Below are 514 nucleotides of genomic sequence, written 5' to 3' on the forward strand. Positions count from 1 at the left end.
TAGAAACATTGGCGCAGTTCAGCATTCTTTCTCGTCTGAAAGAGCCTGAAAACTCGTCTATCTTCTCGAAAATGCGCGTGTACGACGGCGAGACGCTAAAAGACACAGATCCTAAAGCGAAAAGCTACCAAGAATATCGAGATTACGCAGGCATCGATGAAGGTATGAACGGCCTATCTACACGTTTTGCGTTTAAGATTTTGTCTCGCGTGTTCAACTTTGACCAAACCGAAGTGGCAGCAAACCCTGTTCACCTATTCTATGTAATTGAACAACAAGTAGAGCGCGAACAATTCCCTTCAGAAACCGCAGAAAAATATCTTGAGTTTTTGAAAGGGTACCTCGTTCCTCGTTACGTTGAGTTTATCGGTAAAGAGATTCAAACCGCATACCTAGAATCTTACTCTGAGTACGGCCAAAACATCTTCGACCGTTATGTTACCTACGCTGACTTCTGGATTCAGGACCAAGAATACCGCGATCCAGAAACGGGACAGCTATTTGACCGCGCATC

Annotated in this window: 1 pseudogene; it reads left to right on the forward strand. The window is 44.6% G+C overall.

Going from position 1 to position 514, the window contains the following annotated elements:
* Window positions 1-514 (forward strand): annotated as a pseudogene (locus R7E78_RS30680) (PrkA family serine protein kinase); the annotation flags it as partial.

Source organism: Vibrio sp. YT-19(2023) (genome assembly GCF_033337395.1).